The following is a 16690-nucleotide window of genomic DNA, read 5'->3' on the forward strand; positions in this document are numbered from 1 at the left end:
GCATCGACGCTGCGCCGTGGCGTTCGAGCCCGACTTTGGAGACCCATCATGAGCCAGTACCAACGCCTGTTGCTGATCCTCAATCCGGCACAACGTCATTCGCCCGCCCTGCATCACGCCGCGGCCCTGGCGGCGGCCAGTGGGGCGCACTTGCATGTCACCGCCTTGATTCCCTCGCTGGACATTCTTTCGCTGCTTGAAGAGGGGCCTCGTGAGGAGGCGCGGCAGAACTATCTCCAGGACCATCGCCATTGGTTGGAGGATGAGGCGGACAAGATGCGCCGCCGTGGCCTGCGGGTCACCACTGAGGTGGAATGGGCCCAGAAGATGGGCAAGCAGATCCTGCAACACGTTACGCAGATCCAGCCGGATTTGCTGATCAAGCAGGTACAACACGAGCCCATGCTCAAGCGGGCTTTCTTCACCCCGCTGGACTGGCAACTGCTGCGTAACTGCCCGGTGCCGATGTACCTGGTGGGGGCCTCCGGTCATGCGCTGCCGCGCACAGTGGTCGCGGCGGTGGACCCTTCCAGTGCGTTTGCCCAGAACAGCGGGCTGAATGACCGGATCATCCGCCAGGCAATGAGCCTGGCCTTGCAGTGCGACGCCGAGCTGCATCTGGTTCACGCCTATGAGGTGTCGTCAGTCTATCTGGGGGATGCGGGTGGTGGCGGCCTGTCGCTGTCGCAGCTCAGCAAGGAACTGCGCAGGAGCCTGGAAAAAACCTTCCTGGAACTGGCGAACCTGTTTGGTGTGCCGGCCGAGCGCAGGCATTTTCTGCTGGGGCATCCGGTCTCGGCCCTGAGTGAGTTTGCCCTGGAGCATGAAGTGGATGTGATCGTCATGGGGCGATTCCAGCACGACGATCTGTATGGGCTATTGGGCAGCACGACCGAACACATCCTGTACCAGGTGTCGTGCAGTGTTCTGGCGGTGTGATGAATCGGGCTTGACCGCTGGGTTGTTGACAAAGATCAACGGCAACGAGGTCAAACAATGGGACCAATAGACTAACGATCGATTGTCCAGGAGCACCGCCATGCGCATGACATTTCTCGGGGCCGCCGGTACGGTCACTGGCAGCAAGTACCTGCTGGAACATGACGATCAGCGCATCCTGATCGACTGCGGCCTGTTCCAGGGCTACAAGCAGTTGCGCCTGCACAACTGGGATCCCTTCGAACTGCCGATGCGTGACCTGGATGCGATCGTACTGACCCACGCCCATCTGGACCACAGCGGCTACCTGCCGGTGCTGGTGCGTAATGGCTATCGCGGCCCCATCTATGCCTCGCCGGCGACCTGCGAGCTGGTGAAGATCCTGCTGCGTGACAGTGCTCGCTTGCAGGAAGAAGAAGCCGAATACGCCAACCGCAAGGGGTTTTCCAAACACGCGCCGGCCTTCCCGCTGTACACCCGTGAACACGCTGAACGAGCGCTGAAACTGCTACGCCCGATTGCCTTCGAACACCCGGTGGAGATCGCCCGGGGGATAACCATCTTGCTGCGTCGCGCCGGGCACATCCTCGGTGCCGCGACGGTACAGGTCCAGGCCGGTGGGGTGACGCTGGTGTGTTCCGGGGACCTGGGGCGACCCGAGGATCCGGTGATGTTCGCGCCGAAGGTCATCGAGCAGGCGGACGTTCTTTTGGTGGAGTCCACCTACGGCGACCGTCGACACCCACACGAGTCGCCGGAAGACCAATTGGCTGAGGTGATCACTCGCACCGCGCTGCGCCGTGGCATCACGTTGGTGCCCTCGTTCACGGTTGGCCGGGCCCAGTTGCTGATGTACCACTTGTATCGCCTGAAGCAACGCCGGGCGATCCCCGATATCCCGATCTACCTCAACAGCCCCATGGCCATCGACGTCACCCGGTTGTACCAGCGCTTTGGTGACGAGCATCGTCTCTCCAGGGAAGAGTGCGAAGGCATGTGCCACATCGCCCATCCGGTGCGCTCGGTCAAGGACTCCATGGCCCTGGACCTGCAACGCACCCCGGCGGTGATCATCGCCGCCAGTGGCATGGCCACCGGCGGGCGCGTGCTGCACCACCTCAAGAGCCTGGCGCCCAACCCCATCAACACCTTGCTGATGCCCGGCTTCCAGGCAGGCGGTACGCGAGGCGCGAGGATTGTGGCGGGCGAGCCTGCGGTGCGCATCCATGGCAAGGACGTGCCGATCAATGCCGAAGTGGTGCCCATGCAAACGCTCTCGGCCCATGCCGATGCCGACGAAATCATGCAATGGCTGCGCGGCTTCAAGACACCACCCCGGCACACCTATGTCGTGCATGGCGAGCCCAATGCGTCCGATGTCCTGCGCCATCGCATACGCGACGAATTGGGTTGGTCAGTGTCGGTGCCGGAGTACCGCGATAGCGTCGAACTCTGACCCACCGCCTTCGCGAGCAGGCTCGCTCCCACAGAGGATTTTCAGTGGTCGCCGGATTAGTGCCCGCCACGGCCCAGTGTGGGAGCGAGCTTGCTCGCGATGACGGCGGCCCAGCCGAAATCAAAGCCAACAGACCCACCGCTATCGCGAGCAAGCTCGCTCCCACAGGGGGATTTTCAGTGGTCGCCGGATTTGTGCCCGCCACGGCCCAGTGTGGGAGCGGGCTTGCTCGCGAAGGGGCCGGCCGTTTCAACGACGCATTCGGCCTGAAATAAGCTCAGGCATGAAAAAGCCCCTCGTCGTTGGCCGGCGAGGGGCAGGGTTCAAAGCGATCAATCGGCCTTGATCGGCACGACCTTTTCCGCTTTCAGTGCTTCCGGTTTTTTTGGCAGTGTCAGGGTCAGCACGCCTTTGCTGAACTGGGCTTCGATCTTGTCGCTGTCGACGCCTTTTGGCAGGTTGAACACGCGTTCGAAGGAGCCGTAATGGCGCTCGGACAGGTGATAACCCTTTTTCTTTTCTTCCTTGGTTTCTTTTTTCTCCCCCTTGATGATCAGGTTGCCATTGGCCAGGCGGATTTCGATGTCTTTCTGATCCATGCCGGGCAACTCGGCGGTGATTTCAAAGCTCTTTTCTTTCTCGCTGATGTCAACGGCCGGCAGGCTGCTGGTGGAGAACTCGCGGCGCCAGAAGGGCTCGACATCGAACAACCCGCGACTGAAGGGCGAAAGCCCTGTGCCCCGGTTGAAGTCATCGAACAGGCGATCCACCTGCTGGCGGAGCTTTTCAAACGGATGCCTGAGCTCAGTCTTGGCGGGATGCGGAGCGTTTTCTTCGGTTTTGACCGGCATTTTTTTCACTGAATTGGACATTTGATTTTCCTCTTTGGTGATGTCCGGGCGGGTACCTGGCCAGATGACCAGATACCGTCGCCGAACGGGTCAATGCACGCTTGCGAACTTACAAAGACAGTTGGCCGGACCAGAGCATCCAGCCGGCGAAAATCGCCGCCGCCCAGATCACCAGCAGCAGGCCCCAGCCAAAACCATTGAAGGCCCGGCCCGTCCTGGCCCGTTGAGCGCTCAGGTAGATCAGCGAGCCGGGGGCATAGAGCAGGGCACTGAGCAGCATGTACCGGGGGCCGGCGGCGTAGAGCAGCCAGACGCAATAGCCCGTCGCGACCACAGCGATGGCCATGTCGCGCAGTTGCAGGCCGCGATGGCCAGCGTAGGTCTGGCCTTGCCAGGTCATCTTCAGTGCATACAGGCCACTGAACAGGTACGGCAACAGGATCATCGAGGTGGCGAGTGAAATCAGCGCCAGGTAGCTGGCGCTCGAATACAGGGTCAGCAACAGGAACAATTGGATGCAGCCGTTGGTGATCCACAGCGCGTTGGCCGGTGCGCCATGTTGGTTTTCCGTGGCCAGCAGGCGCGGCATGACCTTTTCCTTGGCCGGGGTGAACACCGATTCGGCTGCCAACAGCGTCCAGGCCAGCAACGCGCCGCCCACTGACACAATCAGGCCAATGCTGATCAGCACCGCGCCCCAAGGCCCGGCCACCGCTTCCAGTACACCCGCCATGGAGGGGTTCTTCAGCGCGGCCAGTTCGGGCTGTCTGAGGATGCCCAACGACAATAAGGAGACAGCGATCAGCAGCAACAAGGTAAGGATGAAGCCAATCACCGTGGCGCGGCCGACGTCGGCCCGTTCGGCGGCCCGGGCGGAGAATACGTTGGCGCCTTCAATACCGATGAACACCCAGACCGTCACCAGCATGGTGCTCTTGACCTGGTCCAGCGTACTGCCCAGTGCCGGCGCGCCCCAGAAATCCACCGTGAAGGTGTCCTTGGAGAAGGCGGCAATGACCAGCCCGATGAACAACAGCAACGGCACCACCTTGGCGATCGTGGTCAGGGCGTTGGCCTTGGCGGCGGTGCGCATCCCGCGCAGGATCATCCAATGCAACGCCCACAGCACCACGGACGCGCCGACGATCGCGGCTTTGTTATTACCTTCGCCAAACACGGGGAAAAAGTAACTGAGCGCAGCGAACAGAATCACCAAGTAGCTGACGTTGCCGATCCAGGCGCTGATCCAATAGCCCCACGCCGAATTGAAACCGAGGAATTCGCCGCCCAGGGCACGGGCATAGGCGAACACACCGTTGTCCAGTTCCGGTTGGCGGTTGGAGAGGGTCTGGTAGACCAGGGCCAGCGAGAGCATGCCCACGCCGGTGATGAGCCAGCCGATCAGGATCGCCCCGGCACCGGCGCTGGCTGCCATGTTCTGGGGCAGGCTGAAGATGCCGCTGCCGATCATCGAACCGACGACCAGGGCGACCAGCAGGCTCAGCGACAGGCGCCTGGGCTCGACCTTTCGCAAACTGCCGGCCAAAGGGTGAGGTGTGGTGGTCGGGATGACCGGTTCTGTACCTTGCAGGTGCGTTGCCATGATCAAAGCCTCCATGAGACGGGAGGTTCGGTAACCTTCGTCGAGACAGAGGTTCGAACGCTGAGTCTTAATGTCGACCTGTAGGCATTTGGGGGTATTGATGTAGATCAGATGTCATGCGGGGCAGGCGTTACAGCTCGGCATGACGATGGCAACCGGCGACCTTTTGCCTGAGACCGGGTAAATCCAGGATTGTGACATTGCGCCCATGCATGTCCACCAGTTCTTCCTGGCGCAGGTGGGCGATGCCCCGGCAGATGGTTTCCAGGCGCAGGCCCAGGTAGGAGCCGATGGCTTCGCGGCTCATGCGCAGCACGAATTCCCTGGAGGAATAACCTCGCATGTTAAGCCGCTGGGACAGGTTCAATAGAAACGCCGCCAGGCGTTCGTCGGCGTTCATGTTGCCGAGCATCAACAGCATGCTGTGGTCGCGCACTATTTCCTGGCTCAGGAGTTTGTTCAGGTTGTGCTGCAACGACGGCAAGTCGTGGGCCAGTTTTTCCAGGAGGTTGAAAGGCAGCGGGCAGACTTCGCTGTCTTCCAGGGCGATGGCATTACAGGCGTAGTGATCGGTACTGATAGCGTCCAGGCCAAGCATTTCGCCTTGCATTTGGAAACCGGTGACCTGTTCGCGACCGTCTACCGAAAGGACACTGGTCTTGAAGAAACCCAATCTCACCGCATACAACGAGCGCAGTGGGTCGCCGGTGTGATACAGCGCTGTGCCTTTCTTGACCTTCACCCGCTGGGCGATCAGCGTGTCGAGGCGCTCGACTTCACCGCCCGTCAGGCCGATGGGCAGGCACAGTTCGAGCACGCTGCAGTTCGAACACGCAGCCTTGAGGGAGTGCACGTGTAGAAGTCGGGCTTCGGGCTCGGGCACAGGGATTAACTCCTTTGGGTGAACCAAGCATAGAAGAACTATCCTGTCGCGCCTGTTTTTTGTCGGCTAAAGCCATACCCTCGGTCGATTCGTCGTTAAGTGCGAAAGTGCTTCACTTTGTGCGGCTCAGTCATGCATGACCCGGCAACAGAGGCATTTCTATCAGGGACAGTGGACGTCAGAATGATACGAACTGCCATCACCACCCCCACCAGCACGCCAGCAAGACCTGACGCTTCTAGAAGCGTTGGCAACCGGTGATGAAACAACAAGCCCAGTAGTGTGGCAAATAGTGATTCCAGGGCTATCAACTGCCCGGAAAGCACCATGGGAAGGCGACGGGACGCCGCGTTCCACGCCCAGGCCCCGATGACTGACGACATCAGCGCAATGACAAGACCCCACGCGTACAGGTGTCCCGCCAGGGAAACACTGAAACCCAGGCTTGGCAGCTTGAGAAGGTCAAATGCTTGCGCCGCCGGTAACAAGCACAAGGTGCCGATCCCTGCGCCGACCATCATGAGGCCGGTCCAGGCCCCCGAAGCGCTGACCGATAGGTTGACCAAGGCGCCCTGGTTCAACCAACTGAATATGAGCCACAAGAGCACCGCACCGATCGAGAAAAACAAGCCCGTCAACCATGAACCGTCGTCGCTCAGGGGCTGCTGGATGCTGCTGATGTTCGACAGCACTAGCCCTCCCGTTAAAAAAACCAGCGGTATCGCCAGCCTTCGCCATGGGAGGGTTTTGTGGGTGGCGTTGCCGAGCAGTGCCTGCAACACCGGCACCATGCCAATAAACGCCGGGGTCAGTACCGGCCCGGCAAACATGACGCCTGCGGCAATACAACTGCTGTAACCGAGGTACCCGATGACCCCCAGGCTGGCGCCAAGTAGCAGTTGGCTGCGACGCATACGCCGAAGCTGGGTTCGATAGCCCATCACGACAGCCACACCCAGCGCCCCGGCGATCAGGAACCGTATGATCATCAAATCGTGGATCGTGTAGGCACCGACGACGTAAGGCGCAATGAAATTCAACGCCCAGCTCAGCGTCGCGACGACGGCAAGGCTCACGCCGGCGAGGGGGTTCGAGTAGGCATTGGGCATTCATGCATATCCTTAAGGCATTGAGCTCATGTTGCACAGCGTCGCAGCTATGCTACAAACGAGTTCTCGGCCTTGGATGTATTACCTCTGATTATGAATACCCTTGGAAAAACATTGCCGCCGCTTGCCAGCTTGTTGCCCTTCGAAGCGGCTGCGCGCCTGGAGAGTTTTTCCAAGGCCGCCGAGGAACTGCACATCACCCAAGCGGCGATCAGTCGGCAGATCCGTGGGCTCGAAGAGGACTTGGGGCTGAAACTATTCTGCCGTCGTAACCGCGCCGTTTTCCTGACCCAGCAAGGGCGTGAGTTGGGACGTGTGGTGAGTAACGCCTTGCAAAGTATCAGTGCCAGTGCTGTCAGCCTTCGTCAATCGCCAGGTAAAAACCGCGTCGTTTTGCTGTGCCAATTATGCGAAGCGTTCTACTGGTTGATGCCGCGGCTCTCGACGTTCCACCAGCGATACCCGGAAATCGAGATCCAGGTGGCCACATCTACCGGGCCGCTGACTGAGTTCAATGAGCATTTTGACGTGGCCCTGCAAAGCACGGGACGGCCCAGCGGCGTCCATGGCTTGATGTTTACCGCCGCTGATGAAGTGTTTCCCGTATGCAGTCCTCATTACCTGCGTACCCACGAAGTGTTGCAAGTCCGTGACCTGAAGTCCCACCCCCTTTTGCACTATCAAGCTACGCCGCCTCATTGGATGCAGTGGGGTGCCTGGTTCCAGGCGTTTGGACAGTCGTTCGACAACTTTTCCGAGGGCTCGGTGTTCGATAGCTACCCCTTGATGCTCCAGGCGGCGGTCGAGGGGCATGGCATCGCGTTGGGGTGGCTGCGCACCGCCCAAGGGCTGCTTGAGAGCGGGGCGTTGGTGAGACCTTGCGCAGAAAGCGTCCCTTTGCCTGATGCGATATCGGTATTCAGCCGGCCGGGCGGGGAAGGTCGGGTTGAGGTAAGCGCGCTGCTCGACTGGCTTGAAGGTGAATTGGGAAGTGATCGCCAGGCCGGCTTCGGCCAGTCGCGGTTAAACCGGTGAAGCCGCCATGACGGATAAAGTATTGGGTATCCGTTGTGGCAGGGTCAGAACGGTCCCAGCTTCAGTGGGTACTGGATGACGATATACAGCCGGTCGATGTCATCGCCGCCCTGGCTGCTGTTGGCGCGATGGGTGACATGGGACAGTTGCAGCGACAGGTCCTTGGCCGGGCCTGACTGCACGATGTAGTGCAGGTCCAGGTCGCGCTCCCAATGGCGTCCGCCAGCGCCTTGTTGCGGACTGTAAGTGCCGGTGTCGCTATCGAACGGGTTGTAGGCACCGCCTCGGGGGGCATGGGTGCCGTCTATCCCGCGTCCAGTCACATAGCGGGCCATGAAGCTCAGGCCGGGGATGCCCAAGGTGCCCAGGTCAAGGTCGTAGCGCGCTTGCCACGAGCGCTCGCCGGGGCCGTTGAAGTCCGCATATTTGATCGAGTTGGCCAGGTAGATGGAGTCGCCGCCGACGAAATCGAAGGGCGTGTCGCCGTTGATTTTCTGATAGGCCAGGGTGAACGCCTGGGCATTGAGCCGGTACTTGCCGCTCAGGCTATAGGCTGTGGTGTCGATGGCCCCGGCAATGGCCTTGCCATCGTCGCGGGTGTGGTACAGGTTGCCGTCGAGGAACAGTTCGCCAAGGGTGGTATGCAGGTTGGCATAGTACTGGCGCCAGGCATCGCTCAGTTCGGAGGCGTAGAGCGCGCCGCCCAGGGCTTGGCCAGTGAGCAGGTCGGCGCCGATGAAGTCGATGGCGCCGTGGCGCGTCGTCGCCCCATACCCGGAAAAATCACCCTTGCTGGTCGAGGCGTCCTGATTCTTGAACGCACTGAAGTGGCCCGCCTGCAGGTCGATCCCTTCGAACTCGCGGCTGGAGAGCAGCAGGCCGCTGGCGTATTCGGGTTGCAGGCGCTTGTCTGCGGTGTCGAATACCGGGCTCTGCACGGTCATTTCGCCGACCGCCAGGGTGGTGCGTGAGGTGTTGAATTTCAGCGCGCCGCCCGCACTGGAGTAGTGGTCCTCGCTTCGCCCGTTCTCATCCAGCGGCAATAATCCCGTTCCGGAATGCCCCTTGCCGCCGTCCAGTTTCAACCCCACGAACGCGTGGGCATCGATGCCTACGCCGATCGTGCCGGGGGTGAAGCCGGACTCGAACGAGGCGATGAAGCCCTGGGCCCATTCCTGTTTGTAGCTTTTGCCTGCCGGGGTCGGGGTGCGATAGTCATTGTTGAGGTAGAAGTTGCGGCTGAGGACTTGCAGCGTTGCCCCGTCGAGAAAGCCAGGCGTGCTTTGCGCGAGTTCCGCTGCCATCGCCGGTGCGGCGCTGCCGGTGAGCAGGGCAAGCAGCCAGAGCGGTTTCAGGGCGGTGGTTGAGTGGTGTGGTGCAGGCAACATGCTTCATTTCCATGTGACATTGGGCGGGCGAAGGAGGGCTTTCGCGCCAGGAAGACAAGAGCTTCATTCTTGGGCGTGGGACGCGCGCGCGCGAGTTAAACGTTGTTAATTGCGTTCAGCTGTTTTGGCCCTATCGCGAGCAAGCTTTGCTCCCACAGGGGGCAGCGTTCAGGTGCAACACCGGACGCTGCATTCCCTCAGCACATGGCTGCAAGGTTTGCGCTGTGAGGCGGGTGCATGATGACCTTCTCCGGCTGGTGCGTGAGTGGTCGTTCTTCTGACTCAACACCCGAGCGTCGGCGTCAGCGCGTTTGGACCTGAGCCTGCAACTGTCCGCCGACTATGGATATTTCCTTGAACTGCAAACCGTCGCGCACGACGAACAATGCGTCCATCCCGCGTTCTTGTGCCAGGCGGGGGCCTTGGGTTTCGCCCAGTACCATCAGCGCTGTGGCCCAGGCGTCGGCGAGCATGCATGAAGTCGACACCACCGTGACGGCTGCGAGCGGGTTGCACAGGGGGGCGCCGGTGGCTGGGTTCATCGTGTGGGCGTAGGACTGCCCCCTGACGTCGACCCAATGTCGGTAATCCCCGGAGGTGGCGATGGCGGCGTCGCTGAGTTCCATCACCCCCATGACCTCACGCACGCCCCGACGGGGTTTTTCCATGGCCACGACCCAAGGCTGCCCATCAGGTTTGCTGCCGCGCGCGCGCATCTCGCCGTCGATGCCTACCAGGTAGCGTGTGATGCCAAACCTGTCCAGGCAGCGGGCCAGCTCATCGACACCAAAACCTTTGGCAATGCCGTTCAAGTTGAGGTTGAGCGGTGCCTGTTTGCGCACCTGGTTGCGTTGTGAATCAACGACCAGCGCTGCACAAGTCGAGCGTCGAGTGGGCGTAGGCAACCCATCGAACACTGGTTCGGTGATGGACAGCTCGCCGGGACCGAAGCCCCAGGCGTCCACCAGATCACCAACGGCGATGTCGAAGGCGCCGCCCGATTGCTGGCTGACGCGCAGCGCAGCAGACAATACCGTGGTCAGTTCCTCGGACAGCGCTATCCATTCCTGCAACTGTGCGTTGTTGAGGCGATTGAGATCCGAATCGGCTTTCCAGGTCGACATTTGCTGGTCCACCCGGCCCACGGCGTGCGCCAGGCTGTCACTGATTGGTCGGGTGTCGAGTTCGGTTTCGGCATAGAACAGGGCGGTATAGCGCGTGCCCATGGTTTCGCCGCTCAGACTATAGCGCTGCAATTCAGTAGACGTCTTCACGATAGCGTCCTTGTGCCTTGAGGGTCTGCACATTCAGGTTCAGCGGTGCCAGTACTTCGTCCAGGGCCAGCATCACCCCCTTGGCCATCTCGCGACCGCCGCAAACCAGCACCTGGGCGCCTTTTTCGATCAGCCGACGCAACATCAGGGCGTCGCTGATCAGCCGGTCTTGCACGTAGGAACGGTCTATGACCTGGGAAAAGGCCGCGTGCAATGCCGTCAGGCGCCGGTCAGCCAGGTAATGGTTGAGCTCGGTTTCGTAGAGGAAGTCCGAGGCCGGGTTACGCCCGCCCCAATACAAGTGCATGGGGTAGTGGGCCTTGTTGTTGCGGATAAAACCGGCTAGCGGGCCGATGCCGGTACCGGCGCCGATCAGAATCACTGGGTGCGCCCCCGACGCTGGGCGAAATTGTGGATTCGGTTGGACAAAGGCGTCGATGGTCGCCCCGATCTCCAGGCTGTGAAGGAATGATGAGCACAGACCTCCTTTGTGTTTGCGTACGCAGATCTCCAGCACGCCGTCCTGTGAGCTGCTGGCCAGCGAGTAGAACCGAGGGAGGGGGTTGTCAGGGGGCAGGATGCCGACCAGATCACCGGCTTCAAAGGCCGGTAATGTCCCTGAGGATTTGAACCGCAGCACGTGGGTGGGCGCGCCGACTTGTTCACCATAGGCAATGCGTTCGACCAGGATCAGTTGATGGGTGCGGGGCGGCTGTGCGGTGTGGATCAGCGTCAGGTCTTGCCCCAGCACCTCACCCACGGCGTGGCCCCAGCGAGCAAATTCCTGGGATGACTGGCGGTTGATGGTTTCCAGTCCGATCAACGGCGTGCCACCAGCCTGCAACAAGGCTTCCTGTACCTGATGGGCAAACTGACAGAACTGCGCAAACAGCCGGTCGCCAAAACCCAGCACGGCAAACGGCTGGCCAGGCTTCAGGCCGGCTTCGGCCAGCCGTGCCAGGAACTGCGAAGCCGAGGCCGGGGCATTGCCGTCACCGTGGGTCGCGGTGAGGATGAACACGCGTTGAGCGTTGCCGTAGTCGTTGGCGTATTGATTCATTGCCGCGCTGTGAACGCGGTGGCCGGCTTGATGCAAGGCTTCATGCAAGGTGTTGGCAAAGCCCCAGGTGCTGTTGGTTTCGCTGCCGACCAGGATAACGGTGTCGGCGGATTGCGCTGCGCTGTTGTGGCGGATATTCGGCCCGGCCTGGCGACGACGCCACCAGATCAGGATGCCGGTGATGCTCATCACTGGCACGCCGAGGGCACAGAGGCCCAGCAACAGGCCCAGCCACCAGAGCCCTTCACCGGTGTGCAACTGATAGATCAACTCGTAGACGTTGCGCATCGAGTCGTGAGCTTGATAGGACAACAGGGCGCCGCTGACCGGGTCCACGTAGCCGTCGCCCTGGGCCGTGCGCAGGGAAAACACGTCTTGCGGATTATTCGGGCTGGGGTAGACGAGCTCGCGCAGATCAGTCAGATCGGTGGCCTGCAAAGCTTGCAGGCTCGCCACGGGCGAGGCCGAGCCCGCGCTGATGTGGTCGGGGAATGCAGGTTCGCTCTGACTGCCATCGGCGATGAAGTCGAAGGTCGTGGCGCACATGTAGAGCCCGCTCAGTGCCGATAACAGCAGCCCAAGCAACGCTAGGCGACCGACCTCAGCGTGCCAGCGCTGGCTGAAGTCGCCCCGCAATGGCCGCAGCAGGTTGCGCCAGCCGCCGACCCGCCGGACCAGCAACAGCGCCCCGGACACCGACAGCATCAGCATGAACAGCGCGCCGACGCCTGACACCCCGTGGCCCGGCGTACCAAGAAACAGCGAGCGGTGCAGGTCTTTCATCCAGCGTGAGAAAGCGGAGGGTTCGTACGGGGCCAGGCCTCGCCCGGTCAGCGGGTCGACCTTTTCGGCCCCGACCCGGCCGTCCTGATTGAAGTAGACGATGACGGTCCCGGACGCGGTGCGCTGGATCTGCTCCACGCCCGGAAAGTGACTGGAAACACGTCCGGCCAACTGGCCGACATTGACTTGCCCAATCGCAGTGGACGTGTTGTTCAGGCGTTCAAGGGCCGGATCGACAGACAACATCGCGCCGCTGATGGCCAAGAGCATGACCAGCAGGGCGGCGATCAGACCGGGCAGGGAGTGGAGCTGGCGAAGCATGTTCGGCCTCCGAACAGGTAGGTGCTACAAATCGTAGGTAAAGGATTCGACGTAGGTATTACCGGCCGCCGGCTTGCCTGCGCCTTCGCTGGTCAGTGGCACGCTGACGTCGGCCCGGGCATCACGCTTATCCTCGACGGCGCTATCGATACGGATCTGATACCCGGCATCGATCAGGGTGTCTGCCAGCTCGACGCTGACTTTGAGGGTGTCGCCGCTGCCAACGCTGGCGCCGCTGACGCCGTCGTACTCGCTGGGGCTCAGCTTGCTTCCACGGGCCCAGTCGGCCAGGTGCTTGTAGTACTTGGCCTTTTTGCCGGCCACCCAGAGGGTTTTCTGGTACTGGCCGCTGGCGTCGGTGACGTAGATCGCCAGGTACGCATCGTTGCCGCTGTAGCGTTTGAGCTGGGTGGTGAGGGTTACTTCACGGGCTTGAGCCAGCCCCGGCAGGATGATGGCGCCGGCGAGGCAGGTTGCAGCGATGATTTTTTTCATGGGAAGTGTCCTTTTGATCGTTGGGGCGAGAGCCTGGACCTGCTTGCTGACAGCAACCTGAATGGCAGGATCAACGCGTCGAAATGTCACGGTGCGGGAGCAGGGGCGAGGTAGGCGCTGGCATCGTCATCGTCCCGGAAGTAGATCTCGAGCTCGCGCAGGTGCAGCGACGCCGGTGTGTAGCGGGCTTCGATGACATTGCCCTGGCGGTCCAGGCCCTTGAGCTTGTAGCAGCCGTCGTCGACCTTGATGCGCTGCACCTTCCAGCCGTACCGCTGTTCCACCTGCAGGCGCAGGGTTTCCCGTGGTTGCCAGTCGTTGACCGGTTCGCTGCAGTCGTCATCGGCCAAGGCGTAACCGTTGGCCAGCACACTTATCAGCGCAGTGCTGGCGATAAAACCTGATTTCATGATCTGTCTCCTGCCGGGGCTTCGTTGTGGGCATACCCTACGGTGCATTCCTGACAGCCAGCTGAATCTTCAGATTCACGTCAGGTAAGGCCGCTAAGGTGCGGAAAACCACGATGACAGGAGCTGCCCGATGCGGGTTTTATTGGTTGAGGACTCGCCAAGGTTGGGGGAGGCGGTGCGCGAGCAGATCGCCGATGACGGCCATGCCGTTGATTGGGTGCAGAACCTTGCCCATGCACGCAGCAGTGTGAGCACCACCGCTTATGACCTGATCCTGCTTGACTTGATGTTGCCGGACGGTCGAGGGCTGGATTTCCTGCGTCAGCGGCGCAGTGCAGGTGACGCGACTGCGGTGATTATCCTGACGGCCCAGGACCAGATATCTGATCGAATCGCCGGCCTCAATGCCGGCGCCGACGATTACCTGGTCAAACCCTTCGACCTGTTTGAACTGTCGGCCCGTGTGGCTGCGGTGGCCCGTCGTTACAGCGGCAACCCCAATCCCCAGATCAGGCTCGGTGACCTGCACGTCGACATGACGGCCCGTACGTTGCATCGGGCCGGCATGGCCGTGGACCTCACTGCCCGGGAATGGGCGCTGTTGGAGGCATTCATCCAGCGTCCCGGCGCGCTGCTGTCCAAGGGGCAACTCGAAGATCGGCTGTACGCCTTCGGCGCCGAAATCGAAAGCAACACGATCGAGGTCTATATCAGTCGATTGCGCAAGAAACTCGGGCGCGACCTGATTGAAACCGTGCGGGGCATGGGTTACCGGATGGTGTCGGCATGAAGACGACCTTCAGCCTGCAAAAACGTCTGGGCCTGGGACTGACGCTGGGCATGACGTTGCTCTGGCTGATGGCGACAATCGGCACTTGGCGTGGGGTGCAACATGAGCTGAACGAGGCCTTTGACAGCGCACTTGAGGAGACCGCCCAACGCATCCTCCCCCTGGCCGTGCTGGAAATCAGCAACCGGGAAAACCCGGGGGAGGTGCAACAGGTTGCCACCCTGAAGATGCACAAGGAGCACCTGACTTATCTGGTGCGCGATGCTGCAGGCAAGGTCCTGATGCAGTCCCACGATGCCAACCCGCAGATCTTCAGCAAACACCCGGCCGAGGGGTTCGCCACGATTGGAAAGTACCGTCTGTATGGCGCCAGTGCGCTGCGTGAGACGGTATTCATCGAAGTCGCCGAGCCGTTGCGCCATCGCCGCGAGGCCGCACGACAGGCCTTGTTTACCTTGTTGTGGCCGTTATTGGCGCTGGTCCCCATCAGCCTGTTGGGGACCTGGCTATTGGTGCGCATGAGCCTGGGCAGCGTGCTGGCCTATCGTTACGCGGTAGAGGCCCGTGGCGTGGGTGATCTGTCGCCGATCAAGGTGTCGCGCCTGCCGGCAGAAATCAACCCCTTGGCGGATGCGGTAAACCGCCTGCTGGAGCGCTTGCGCAAGGCCCTGGAGGCCGAACGCAGCTTCACTGCCAATAGCGCACATGAGCTGCGTACACCCTTGGCCGCGACATTGGCGCAAGTCCAGCGGCTGTACCAGGAGGCCCCTGAAGGTCCGTTGCGTTTGCGTGCAAAAAAGATCGAAAGCGCTTTGCGCGAATTGGCCCGGTTATCGGAAAAACTCATGCAATTGGCCAAGGCTGAAGGGGGCGGACTGCTCTCGCAAGCGCCCCAGGACCTGGTCCCATTATTGGCTCACGTGGTGGATGAGTGGCGGCACAACAACACCTGTCAGATCGAGCTGCAACTTCCTGCCCAGGCCCATGTGTATTCGACCGTCGACCCGGACGCCTTCGGCATTCTGTTGCGCAATCTGATCGAGAATGCATTGAAGTACGGTGCGATGGATCAACCCATCGAAGTCACCCTCACGGACCAGGCACTGCTGCGGGTGATCAATGCCGGACCGGTGGTGCCGGTGGCCGTCCTGCAGCACCTGACCGAACGTTTCGTGCGCGGCCAGAGCGAAACCAGTGGGTCGGGATTGGGGTTGGCGATCGTCAAGACGATCGTGCAGGGGATCAATGGGCGAATCGAACTGTTGTCTCCGGCAAAAGATCGGCAGGAGGGGTTCGAGGTTCGGGTCTGGCTACCGCTTGCCACTGTTGCCGGTTGAGCCGGCTGCTGGTTATCCCGTTGGCCATTCGTCAGCCAGCTAACCTGCGCATTCTTGACAATCAATCGGCCTTGAGCAAATACTCGCATCCATATTCATATATATGACTAGATAACAAGGTGAATAAGGTCGATGAAATCTCTCTCCAGTGATGCCCGCCTGCCGCTTTATCAACAATTGCGCGACCAATTGGCTGAACAGATTGCCAATAACCGCTGGCGTCCGGGGGAGGCGATCCCTACTGAGGCGGTACTCTCGGCCGAATACCAGTTGTCTACCGGCACGGTGCGCAAGGCCATCGATGCGCTGGTCAGCGAGGGCGTCCTGGAGCGCCAGCAGGGCCGCGGCACCTTCATTCGCCGGCCGCAGTTTCAATCGTCGCTGTTCCGGTTTTTCCGCTTTCAAAGCGCTTCAGGCGAACGCCGGGTTCCCGAGAGCCGGATCCTGTCCGTGGAGCCGGTGGCCGCGCCTTCGGCGGTGGCCCAGGCGCTGGGGTTGCCGGCGGATGCGCCGGTGATTCGCATTGTACGGGTGCGTCTGCTGGACGTTGCGCCGGTGCTCGCCGAAGAAATCTGGCTGCCCCGCAGCCGTTTCCAACCCTTGCTCGAGATCGACCTGAGTCAAAAGGGACCGCTGCTTTATCCCATCTATGAAGAAACCTGCGGCCAGGTGGTCGCCTATGCCGAAGAAACCCTCACCGCCGAATCGGTGAATGAGGTGTACGCGCGATTGCTGCAAGTACCGGTCAACAGCCCGGTGGTGGTGATCGAGCGTCTGGCGCGGGACTACGCCGGCAACCCCCTTGAGTGGCGACGCTCACGCGGGCACGCCGAGCATTTCCGCTACCGCGTGGAAATCCGCTGACCTCACCTGGCTAGCGGCGAGTCGGTCGCCGCAGCCCTTATCGTTTTGTTTGCCATGACTGGCCCTGTAGCGGCGCGGTTCGCTCTCGGCTG

At 61.2% G+C, this 16690-nt stretch carries 15 protein-coding genes; 6 read left to right on the forward strand and 9 right to left on the reverse strand.

What is annotated here, in order from left to right; all coding sequences use genetic code 11:
* The first annotated feature begins 48 nt into the window (after positions 1-48).
* Both Q7F16_RS01820 and Q7F16_RS01825 read left to right on the forward strand, forming a co-directional pair.
* Positions 49-939 (forward strand): universal stress protein, encoded by an 891-nt coding sequence (locus Q7F16_RS01820; RefSeq protein WP_409555488.1) that lies wholly within the window; start codon positions 49-51, stop codon positions 937-939.
* 100 nt (positions 940-1039) lie between these two features.
* On the forward strand, positions 1040-2395 hold the full coding sequence (locus Q7F16_RS01825; RefSeq protein ID WP_046062242.1) for an MBL fold metallo-hydrolase RNA specificity domain-containing protein: 1356 nt from the start codon (positions 1040-1042) through the stop codon (positions 2393-2395).
* 332 nt (positions 2396-2727) lie between these two features.
* Here the strand turns inward: Q7F16_RS01825 and Q7F16_RS01830 are convergent, their stop codons facing one another.
* The 4 genes from Q7F16_RS01830 to Q7F16_RS01845 form a co-directional block, all read right to left on the reverse strand.
* Positions 2728-3267, reverse strand: coding sequence for an Hsp20/alpha crystallin family protein (locus tag Q7F16_RS01830; RefSeq protein WP_409555489.1), 540 nt, complete (start codon positions 3265-3267; stop codon positions 2728-2730).
* An 88-nt stretch (positions 3268-3355) separates the two neighbouring features.
* Positions 3356-4849, reverse strand: coding sequence for an arginine-ornithine antiporter (arcD, locus tag Q7F16_RS01835; RefSeq protein WP_409555490.1), 1494 nt, complete (start codon positions 4847-4849; stop codon positions 3356-3358).
* A gap of 130 nt (positions 4850-4979) precedes the next feature.
* Complete coding sequence (fnr, locus tag Q7F16_RS01840; RefSeq protein ID WP_409555491.1) at positions 4980-5732, reverse strand: fumarate/nitrate reduction transcriptional regulator Fnr; 753 nt, start codon at positions 5730-5732, stop codon at positions 4980-4982.
* 95 nt (positions 5733-5827) lie between these two features.
* Positions 5828-6841, reverse strand: a complete 1014-nt coding sequence (locus Q7F16_RS01845; protein WP_095962239.1) for a DMT family transporter — start codon at positions 6839-6841, stop codon at positions 5828-5830.
* A gap of 93 nt (positions 6842-6934) precedes the next feature.
* On the opposite strand from Q7F16_RS01845, the gene Q7F16_RS01850 reads away from it, so the two are divergent.
* Positions 6935-7876: a LysR substrate-binding domain-containing protein gene (locus Q7F16_RS01850; protein WP_046062244.1), complete on the forward strand. Its 942-nt coding sequence runs from the start codon at positions 6935-6937 to the stop codon at positions 7874-7876.
* 44 nt (positions 7877-7920) lie between these two features.
* On the opposite strand, the gene Q7F16_RS01855 is transcribed toward Q7F16_RS01850, so the two are convergent.
* The 5 genes from Q7F16_RS01855 to Q7F16_RS01875 all read right to left on the reverse strand — a co-directional run bounded on the left by Q7F16_RS01855 (position 7921) and on the right by Q7F16_RS01875 (position 13607).
* A complete protein-coding gene (locus Q7F16_RS01855) occupies positions 7921-9264 on the reverse strand; it encodes an OprD family porin (RefSeq protein WP_409555492.1) in 1344 nt (447 codons plus the stop codon).
* A gap of 302 nt (positions 9265-9566) precedes the next feature.
* A complete protein-coding gene (locus Q7F16_RS01860; protein ID WP_409555493.1) occupies positions 9567-10538 on the reverse strand; it encodes an FAD:protein FMN transferase in 972 nt (323 codons plus the stop codon).
* The gene (locus Q7F16_RS01865) at positions 10522-12702 is read right to left on the reverse strand and encodes a PepSY domain-containing protein (protein ID WP_409555494.1); all 2181 of its coding nucleotides are present in this window, start codon (positions 12700-12702) and stop codon (positions 10522-10524) included. Before Q7F16_RS01865 ends, Q7F16_RS01860 begins: the two co-directional genes overlap by 17 nt.
* 24 nt (positions 12703-12726) lie before the next feature.
* Entirely contained in the window at positions 12727-13197 is a 471-nt protein-coding gene (locus Q7F16_RS01870) for a DUF2271 domain-containing protein (RefSeq protein ID WP_053179289.1), read from the reverse strand.
* Between the two features lie 86 nt (positions 13198-13283).
* Positions 13284-13607 (reverse strand): PepSY domain-containing protein, encoded by a 324-nt coding sequence (locus tag Q7F16_RS01875; RefSeq protein WP_046062249.1) that lies wholly within the window; start codon positions 13605-13607, stop codon positions 13284-13286.
* A 130-nt stretch (positions 13608-13737) separates the two neighbouring features.
* On the opposite strand from Q7F16_RS01875, the gene Q7F16_RS01880 reads away from it, so the two are divergent.
* The 3 genes from Q7F16_RS01880 to Q7F16_RS01890 all read left to right on the forward strand — a co-directional run bounded on the left by Q7F16_RS01880 (position 13738) and on the right by Q7F16_RS01890 (position 16598).
* Positions 13738-14397, forward strand: a complete 660-nt coding sequence (locus Q7F16_RS01880; RefSeq protein WP_046062250.1) for a response regulator transcription factor — start codon at positions 13738-13740, stop codon at positions 14395-14397.
* Positions 14394-15734 carry a sensor histidine kinase gene (locus Q7F16_RS01885; protein WP_046062251.1) on the forward strand — a complete coding sequence of 447 codons (1341 nt, stop codon included), beginning with the start codon at positions 14394-14396 and terminating at the stop codon, positions 15732-15734. Before Q7F16_RS01880 ends, Q7F16_RS01885 begins: the two co-directional genes overlap by 4 nt.
* Positions 15735-15866: 132 nt before the next feature.
* Positions 15867-16598 carry a GntR family transcriptional regulator gene (locus Q7F16_RS01890; protein ID WP_409555495.1) on the forward strand — a complete coding sequence of 244 codons (732 nt, stop codon included), beginning with the start codon at positions 15867-15869 and terminating at the stop codon, positions 16596-16598.
* Positions 16599-16690 lie beyond the last annotated feature (92 nt).

This window comes from Pseudomonas sp. Lb2C2, assembly GCF_052112205.1.
GTDB classification, from domain to species: domain Bacteria; phylum Pseudomonadota; class Gammaproteobacteria; order Pseudomonadales; family Pseudomonadaceae; genus Aquipseudomonas; species Aquipseudomonas kilonensis.